Raw genomic sequence first — 8,737 nt, forward strand, 5'->3', positions numbered from 1 at the left:
CCGCAACCTCCCGCGCACGCGGTTCAGCGCAGGGGCAGCCCGTCGGCCACGCCCTCGCCCTGCTCCGGGACCGCGATGAGGCCCAGCTCCGCCGGGGTCGCCAGCAGCGCATGCGCGGGCATCACCCGGACGGTGTAGCCGAAGGGACCCGTTCGGTCGAGTGCGAGAGAGCCCTCGTAGAACCACCGGCCGTGTTCGTCGCGCCGGACCGGCTTGAGCGGGGCGACCGATCCGTCGACGATCGCGTCCGTGCCGTCGACGCGGCCGTGGACTACCTGGACCTCGACGTCGGACGGCCGCAGCTCGCCCAGGCTGACGAAAACCCGCAGGTCGAGCGTGTTGCCGACCTCGGGGGCGTCTCCTATCCCACCCGACTCGACGTGGTCGACGCGCACCTGCGGCCACGCCGCGCGGACCTCGTGCTTCCACGCGGCAAGGCTCTTGGCACCGGCCAGGTCGTCGGCCGCCATCGAGCGGGCGGCGAGCGCGGCGGGCGCGTACAGGCCGTTGACGTAGTCCTTGACCATGCGGGACGCGAGCACCTTCGGTCCCAGCGACACGAGGGTGTGGCGGACCATTTCCAGCCACCGGCTGGGCAGTTGGTCGGCGCCGCGGTCGTAGAAGCGGGCCGCGACGTTGTGCTCGATCAGCTCGTAGAGCGCGTTGGCCTCGATGTCGTCACGCCGGTCGGGGTCCTCGACGCCGTCGGCGGTGGGGATGGCCCAGCCGTTGGAGCCGTCGAACCACTCGTCCCACCAGCCGTCCAGGATCGACAGGTTGAGGCAGCCGTTGAGCGCGGCCTTCATGCCCGACGTGCCGCACGCCTCCAGGGGCCGCAGCGGGTTGTTGAGCCAGACGTCGCAGCCGGGGTACAAGTGCTGCGCCATCGCGATGTCGTAGTCCGGCAGGAACACGATGCGGTGCCGGACGTCTTCCTGGTCGGAGAACTTGACCAGTTCCTGGACCAGCCGCTTGCCGCCCTCGTCGGCGGGGTGCGCCTTGCCCGCGACCACGATCTGGATCGGGCGCGTGGGGTGCAGCAGCAGCCCGCGCAGGCGCTCCTTGTCGCGCAGCATGAGCGTGAGCCGCTTGTACGACGGCACTCGGCGCGCGAAACCGATCGTCAGGACGTCGGGGTCCAACGCGTGGTCGGTCCACCCGAGTTCCGCGTCTCCCGCGCCACGCTGCTTCCACGACGCCCGCAACCGGGCCCGCGCCTCGGTGACGAGCTTGGCGCGAAGTGAACGCCGCAGCTCCCACACCGCCTGTGCGGGGATCTGCTCGATCGCGGTCCAGCCGTGCGCTTCCTCGGTCAGGTCCAGGCCGGCCTCGCCCCCGGCCAGCTCCAGGACGTCGCGGTCGACCCACGTCGGCGCGTGCACGCCGTTGGTGATCGAGCCGATCGGCACCTCGGCGGGATCGAATCCCGGCCAAAGCCCGGCGAACATGCCCTGGCTGACGTGCCCGTGCAGTTCGCTGACGCCGTTGGCGCGCTGGGCCAGGCGCAGGCCCATGACCGCCATGTTGAACACACCCGGCTCGCCGCCCGGGAACGTCTCCGCGCCGAGCGCGAGCACCCGGTCGACGGGCACGCCGGGAGCCTCGTTGTCGCCGCCGAAGTGACGGGCGATCAGTTCGCGGTCGAACCGGTCGATTCCGGCCGGCACGGGGGTGTGCGTCGTGAAGACCGTTCCGGCGCGCACCGCTTCGACGGCCGCGTCGAAGTCGAGGCCGCTGCTCTCGTGGAACTCGCGGATGCGCTCGACGCCGAGGAATCCCGCATGGCCCTCGTTGGTGTGGAACACCTCCGGCTGCGGGTGGCCGGTGAGCCGGCAGAACTCGCGTACCGCACGCACCCCGCCGATGCCGAGCAGCATCTCCTGGTGCAGCCGGTGCTCGCTGGTGCCGCCGTAGAGCCGGTCGGTCACCTCGCGTTCGAACGGCTCGTTCTCCTCGATGTCGGAGTCGAGCAGCAGCAGCGGAACGCGGCCGACCTGGGCGCGCCAGATGCGGGCGTGCAGTTCGCGTCCGCCCGGGAGCCCGATGACGATCCGCGCGGCGCTGCCGTCGGGGCGCCGCAGCAGCGTCAGCGGCAGCTCGTTCGGGTCGAGCAGCGGATACCGCTCCTGCTGCCAGCCGTCGGCCGACAGCGACTGCCGGAAGTAGCCGTGCTTGTAGAGCAGGCCGACGCCGATGACCGGGACGCCCAGGTCACTGGCGGCTTTGAGATGGTCGCCGGCCAGGATGCCCAGGCCGCCGGAGTACTGCGGCAAGGCCGCGGTGATGCCGAACTCCGGCGAGAAATAGGCGATCGCGGCCGGGGCGCCGTCCGGGGCGGCGCCCGGGTCGGGCAGCGTCTGGTACCAACGGGCGCCGGTGAGGTACTCGTTGAGGTTCCCGGCGGCCACGGTGAGCCTGCCGAGAAATGCTTGGTCCTCGGCGAGCGCGGCGAGTTTCTCGGTCGGCACCGCGCCGAGGAGTCGTACGGGATCCTGGCCGACCGCGGCCCAGGTCTCCGGATCGATGGATGCGAACAGGTCTCGGGTCTCCGCGTGCCAGGACCAGCGGAGATTCATCGCGAGTTCGCCCAGGGGCTCCAGGGGAGCGGGCAGAACCGTGCGCACGGTGAATCGGCGGATTGCTCTCACAGCCACCAGACCCTAGCCGGAACCCGGCATGACTTGCGACAGTGGATGCGTGCTGTTTGCAGGGTTGGCAAGAACTTGCATTCGGGGTGCCCCGAACACGTGCCTCACGGCTCGGTGTTCGGTTTCCGTGCGGTAATTGCGCCGTTTGGACCGTGCCCCGCCTGCTGTCGTGATCGTTGGACAAACGCATCGTCACTCGCTCTTGCACTCGCGGGCGAGGACGTGTGTCGCAATCGCCGTTACCGGGCAGTCGAGCAGGAGCGTGGGCATGGGCAGTGCGGCCAGGAAGCGTCCGGGTACGTCGGTCCGGTCCCCTCGGAAGACCGCCGCCGTGCCTGACGAGTCGTCAGGCACGAACAGAGCCGGCGCTGTCACGGCCCACGCACCCGCCGTTCCCCTCGCAGCAGGACCGGAGCCGATGATCGGTCGCATTCCCATCCTCGACGTCCAGCCCCTCGTCGACTGCGGCACGCGCCCCGCGCGCTGTGTCGCGGGCGAGCCGTTCGAAGTCAGCGCGACCGTGTTCCGGGAGGGACACGACGCGTTGGGCGTGAACCTCGTGCTGCGCGATCCGCGCGGCCGGGCGCGCCCGTTTCTGCCGATGACCGAAGTCGCGCCCGGCACCGACCGATGGCGGGCGGAGGTGGCACCGCCCACCGAGGGCATGTGGTCGTACACCGTCGAGGCGTGGAGCGACCCGGTCGCGACATGGCGGCACGCGGCCGAGATCAAGATCCCTGCCGGTCAGGACGTCGAACTCATGCTGGAGGAAGGCGCGCTGGTGCTGGAGCGCGCCGCCGCGGGCGTGCCCAAGCGGGCCGGTCGGGCCTCGGTCCTCGACGCCGTCGACGCGCTGCGCGACACCTCGCGCAGTCCCGAGGAGCGCCTGGCCGCGGCGCTGGCCCCCGCGGTGACCGGCGCGCTCGCCTCCCACCCGCTGCGCGAACTGGTCACAGCCGGCCCCCGGTTGCGGCTCCAGGTCGAGCGGCAGCGCGCGTTGTTCGGCTCGTGGTACGAGTTCTTCCCGCGCTCCGAAGGCGCCGAGATCGATCCGACCGGGGTGCAGCCGCCGCGTTCGGGGACGTTCCGCACCGCGATGGAACGCCTGCCCGCGATCGCCGCGATGGGCTTCGACGTGGTGTACCTGCCGCCGATCCATCCCATCGGCCGGGCCTACCGCAAGGGCCCGAACAACTCGCTGGAGGCCGGGCCCCACGACCCCGGCTCGCCGTGGGCGATCGGCGGGCCCGAGGGCGGGCACGACGCGGTGCACCCCGACCTGGGCACCATCGAGGACTTCGACGCCTTCGTCGCGCGCGCCCGCGAACTGCGCATGGAAGTCGCCCTCGACTTCGCGCTCCAGGTGTCACCGGACCACCCATGGGTCGAGAAGCACCCGGAGTGGTTCACGAAGCGGGCGGACGGCTCGATCGCGTACGCGGAGAACCCGCCGAAGAAATACCAGGACATCTACCCGGTCAATTTCGACCAGGACTTCAAGGGCATCGTGCGCGAGACGCTGCGCGTGCTGCGTTTTTGGATGTCGCACGGCGTACGCGTGTTCCGCGTCGACAACCCGCACACCAAGCCGGTGATGTTCTGGGAGAAGGTCATCGCGGACATCAACAGCCGCGACCCCGACGTGATCTTCCTGGCCGAGGCGTTCACACGGCCCGCGATGATGCACACGCTGGCCAGGATCGGATTCCAGCAGTCCTACACGTATTTCACGTGGCGTACCGGCAAGCACGAGCTCCAGGAGTATCTGACGGAGCTTTCCGGGCCGGCCGCCGCCTACATGCGCCCCAATTTCTTCGTCAACACCCCCGACATCCTGCACGAGTCGCTGCAGTACGGCGGACCCGCGGCGTTCAAGGTCCGTGCGACGCTCGCCGCCACGCTGTCGCCGTCATGGGGGGTGTACTCCGGTTTCGAACTCTTCGAGCACATCGCGGCGGCCCCGGGCAGCGAGGAATACCTCGACTCGGAGAAGTACCAATACCGCCCCCGGGATTGGGCCGCGGCGGAGCGCGAGGGGCGGACGCTCGCTCCGTACCTCACGACTCTTAACCGGGTGCGCCGACACCATCCGTCGCTGCAACATCTGCGAAACCTGAAATTCCATCACACCGACAACGATGCGGTGATGGCCTTCTCGAAGCGGACCCGCACTGGGGACGCAGAGGATCTGGTGGTGGTCGTGGTCAACCTCGACCCGCACACGGTCCACGAGGCCACGGTGTCCTTGGACATGCCCGCGCTCGGCATGGACTGGCAGGACAGCTTCCCGGTGCACGACGAGTTCACCGGGGCGAGTTACCGCTGGGGTCAGCACAACTACGTGCGGCTGGACCCGGCACTCGAACCCGCGCATCTCTTCTCGGTCCGGAGGAACAACCCGTGATCGTCAATGAACCCATCTCCGACACTTTTGACGACACACCGCGAAGCCGGCGCGACCCGCTGTGGTTCAAGCGCGCCGTCTTCTACGAGGTCTTGGTGCGCTCGTTCCAGGACAGCAACGGCGACGGCGTCGGTGACCTGAAAGGCCTCACCGCCAAACTCGACTACCTGCAGTGGCTCGGCGTCGACTGCCTGTGGCTGCCGCCGTTCTTCGCGTCTCCGCTGCGCGACGGCGGCTACGACGTGTCCGACTACACGGCCGTCCTCCCCGAGTTCGGCGACCTCGCCGACTTCGTGGAATTCGTCGACGCGGCGCACAAACGCGGAATGCGCGTGATCATCGACTTCGTCATGAACCACACGAGCGACCAGCACATGTGGTTCCAGGAGTCCCGCAACAACCCCGACGGCCCGTACGGCGATTACTACGTGTGGGCCGACGACGACACGCAATACGGCGACGCGCGAATCATCTTCGTCGACACCGAGTCGTCGAACTGGACGTACGACCCGGTCCGCAAGCAGTACTTCTGGCACCGTTTCTTCAGCCACCAGCCGGACCTGAACTACGAGAACCCTCGCGTGCAGGAGGAAATGCTCGCGGGGCTGCGCTTCTGGCTCGACCTGGGCATCGACGGCTTCCGGCTCGACGCCGTGCCGTACCTCTTCGCCCAAGAGGGCACCAACTGCGAAAACCTCCCGGCGACACACGAATTCCTCAAACGCGTGCGCAAGGAGATCGACGACAGGTACCCCGACACGGTCCTGCTCGCCGAGGCAAACCAGTGGCCCGAGGACGTCGTCGACTACTTCGGCGACGGCGACGAATGCCACATGGCCTTCCACTTCCCCGTCATGCCGCGCATCTACATGGCGGTCCGCCGCGAGTCGCGCTACCCGGTCTCCGAGATCCTGGCCGGCACGCCGTCGATCCCGATGAACTGCCAGTGGGGCATCTTCCTGCGCAACCACGACGAGTTGACGCTGGAGATGGTCACCGACGAGGAACGCGACTACATGTACGCGGAGTACGCCAAGGACCCGCGTATGCGCGCCAACGTCGGCATCCGGCGCCGCCTCGCGCCGCTCCTCGACAACGACCGCAACCAGATCGAGCTGTTCACCGCCTTGCTGCTGTCGTTGCCGGGCTCTCCGGTGCTCTACTACGGCGACGAGATCGGCATGGGCGACAACATCTGGCTCGGCGACCGCGACAGCGTGCGGACCCCGATGCAGTGGACGCCGGACCGCAACGCCGGGTTCTCCGCGTGCGACCCGGGGCGCCTGTACCTCCCGACGATCATGGACCCGGTCTACGGCTACCAGGTCACCAACGTCGAGGCCCAGATGAGCAGCGCGTCGTCGCTGCTGCACTGGACCCGCCGCATGATCGAGGTCCGCAAGCAGAACCCCGCCTTCGGGCTCGGGGTCTACAACGAACTGTCCTCGTCCAATCCGTCGGTGCTCGCGTTCCTGCGCGAGTACGAAGACGACGTCGTGCTGTGCGTGCACAACTTCTCGCGGTTCGCCCAGCCGACCGAGCTCGACCTGCGCCAATTCGAGACGTATCAGCCCGTCGAACTGCTCGGCGGTGTCACGTTCCCCGCGATCGGCGAGCTTCCGTATCTGCTGACGCTTGCGGGGCACGGGTTCTACTGGTTCCGACTCACCCGGGGAGCGCGAACGCTGTGACCAAGTCCACCCGACCCCAGGAACTGCGCGGTATTCCGGTCGACGCCGTCTGCGGCCGGCTCCTGCCGTGGCTGCCACGGCAGAGATGGTTCGCCGGCAAGGGCCGGACCATCCGAGGGGTCGAGGTGGTGTCCGCGGTCGAGGTGGTCGCGGGTGATCCGGCGATGTTCCACCTGGTGCTCGCGGTCGAGCACCAGGCCGCCGGCGGGCACCCGGCCACCGTCGACCACTACCAACTGCTGCTCGGCATCCGGAGCCGGCGCATCGAACGCCTCGACTACGCGACCATCGGCCGGCTGCGCGGCGGTACGAGCGACGGCACGGTGCTCTACGACGCGACCCACGACAGCGAACTGACGGGTTGGCTGCTGGAACGGTTCGCCGCCGCGACCCCCGAGGCTCCCGAGGCCTCGGGACCGCTGGTGTTCCGCCGCTACGGGGAACGCGCGCCGCGCACCGGGCTCGCGGGGCTGGTGGTCGGCGCCGAGCAGTCCAACACGTCGATCGTCTTCGGCGACGACGTCATCATGAAGCTGTTCCGGCGGCTCACCCCGGGCGTCAACCCGGACCTCGAACTGTGCCTCGCGCTCGCGGACGCCGGGTCGCGCCGCATTCCACAGCCGGTCGCGTGGTTCGAAGCGGAGTTCGCGGGCGAGACGACGACTCTCGGCCTGCTCCAGGACTACCTGCGTACCGGGACCGACGGCTGGGAGCTGGCCAAGACGTCGGTTCGGGACCTGTACGCGGACCAGGACCTGCACGGCATCGGCACGGCGGACGAGCTGCGCGCGCACGAGGTCGGGGGCGACTTCGCGGGCGAGTCGTTCAGGCTCGGCGTCGCGACCGCCGAGGTGCACGCGGACCTGGCCCGCACCCTGCCCACGCAGGTCGCCGGAGAGGACGAACTCGCCGACCTCGCCGACCAGATGAGCCGGCGCCTGGACTCCGCCGCGGGAATCGTGCCGGAACTGCTGCCGTACACCGACCGGTTGCGCGACGCGTACCGCGACCTCGGCCGACTCGGCCGGGAAGGCCACCCCGTGCCGTTGCAGCGCATCCACGGCGACTTCCACCTCGGCCAGGTCATGCGGACCGCGACGCGGTGGGTGCTGATCGACTTCGAGGGCGAACCCGCCCAGCCGCTCGGCGAACGCCGCGCCGCGCACTCGCCGTTGCGCGATGTCGCCGCGATGCTCAGGTCGTTCGACTACGCCGCCCGCCACCTGCTCACCGAACGCCGGGCCGGGGGTGCGGGCGCGCCCGCCCCGCACCTGGTGCGCCGCGCCGAGGAGTGGGCGATGCGCAACCGGGACGCGTTCTGCGCCGGATACGCGAAGGCGGGCCAGGTCGATCCGCGCGCCGAGCCGGTCCTGCTGCGCGCGTTCGAAACCGACAAGGCGGTCTACGAGGTCGTCTACGAGTCCGGCAACCGCCCGTCCTGGCTGCCCGTCCCCATGTCGGCGATCCGCAGGCTCGCCGAGCGGACCCCCCAACCGCACTGAGCCCGCGGGCCCCCACACCCGCGCCGAGCCCTGGAGGTCAACAGTGACGCCCACTCACCAGGTGGACCCCGAGCGACCCGCCCCTTCCGTCAGTCCCGCCGCCGTCCCGGCCGCCCCCGCGCCGCCGGTCGATCCCGGTGACCTGCGGCGCGTGCTCGACGCCCGCCACCACGACCCGCACTCGGTCCTCGGGCCGCATCCGGGGGCCGACGGCAACGACGGGGTGGTGGTGCGCGTCCTGCGGCCGTGGGCCGAGCGGGTCGTGGTGGTGGCCGAGGGCCACCGGTACGAGCTGCCGCACGAGGCGGAAGGGCTCTTCTCCGGTGTGCTGCCGATCGAGAAGGTGCCCGACTACCGTCTGGAGGTCACCTACGAGGGCACCGTCGTGGCGTCCGACGACCCGTACCGGTTCCTGCCCACCCTCGGCGAGTTCGACCTGCACCTGATCGCCGAGGGCCGGCACGAGCAGTTGTGGACGGTCCTGGGCGCGGG

6 protein-coding genes are annotated in these 8,737 nt (G+C 69.7%); 4 read left to right on the plus strand and 2 right to left on the minus strand.

Going from position 1 to position 8,737, the window contains the following annotated elements; genetic code table 11:
- Positions 1-23: 23 nt before the first annotated feature.
- On the minus strand, positions 24-2,648 hold the full coding sequence (gene glgP / locus ACRX5W_RS14510; protein ID WP_436788617.1) for an alpha-glucan family phosphorylase: 2,625 nt from the start codon (positions 2,646-2,648) through the stop codon (positions 24-26).
- A 192-nt stretch (positions 2,649-2,840) separates the two neighbouring features.
- Positions 2,841-3,023, minus strand: a complete 183-nt coding sequence (locus ACRX5W_RS14515) for a hypothetical protein (protein ID WP_436788512.1) — start codon at positions 3,021-3,023, stop codon at positions 2,841-2,843.
- Between the two features lie 43 nt (positions 3,024-3,066).
- Between ACRX5W_RS14515 and ACRX5W_RS14520 the strand changes: the two genes are divergently transcribed.
- From ACRX5W_RS14520 to ACRX5W_RS14535, 4 genes are all read left to right on the plus strand, one after another.
- Complete coding sequence (locus ACRX5W_RS14520; protein WP_436788513.1) at positions 3,067-5,052, plus strand: alpha-1,4-glucan--maltose-1-phosphate maltosyltransferase; 1,986 nt, start codon at positions 3,067-3,069, stop codon at positions 5,050-5,052.
- A complete protein-coding gene (gene treS, locus ACRX5W_RS14525) occupies positions 5,049-6,743 on the plus strand; it encodes a maltose alpha-D-glucosyltransferase (RefSeq protein ID WP_436788514.1) in 1,695 nt (564 codons plus the stop codon). Before ACRX5W_RS14520 ends, treS begins: the two co-directional genes overlap by 4 nt.
- Positions 6,740-8,245, plus strand: coding sequence for a maltokinase N-terminal cap-like domain-containing protein (locus ACRX5W_RS14530; RefSeq protein WP_436788515.1), 1,506 nt, complete (start codon positions 6,740-6,742; stop codon positions 8,243-8,245). Before treS ends, ACRX5W_RS14530 begins: the two co-directional genes overlap by 4 nt.
- 43 nt (positions 8,246-8,288) lie before the next feature.
- On the plus strand, positions 8,289-8,737 hold a 449-nt coding region (locus ACRX5W_RS14535; protein WP_436788516.1), incomplete at its 3' end, for a GlgB N-terminal domain-containing protein.

Origin of the sequence: Yinghuangia sp. YIM S10712 (assembly GCF_051388935.1) — a bacterium.
Lineage (GTDB): Bacteria > Actinomycetota > Actinomycetes > Streptomycetales > Streptomycetaceae > Yinghuangia.

Excerpts from the sequence above, each read along its gene's own strand:
- ACRX5W_RS14520 (WP_436788513.1), top strand. The coding sequence starts at position 3,067 with ATGATCGGTCGCATTCCCATCCTCGACGTCCAGCCCCTCGTCGACTGC.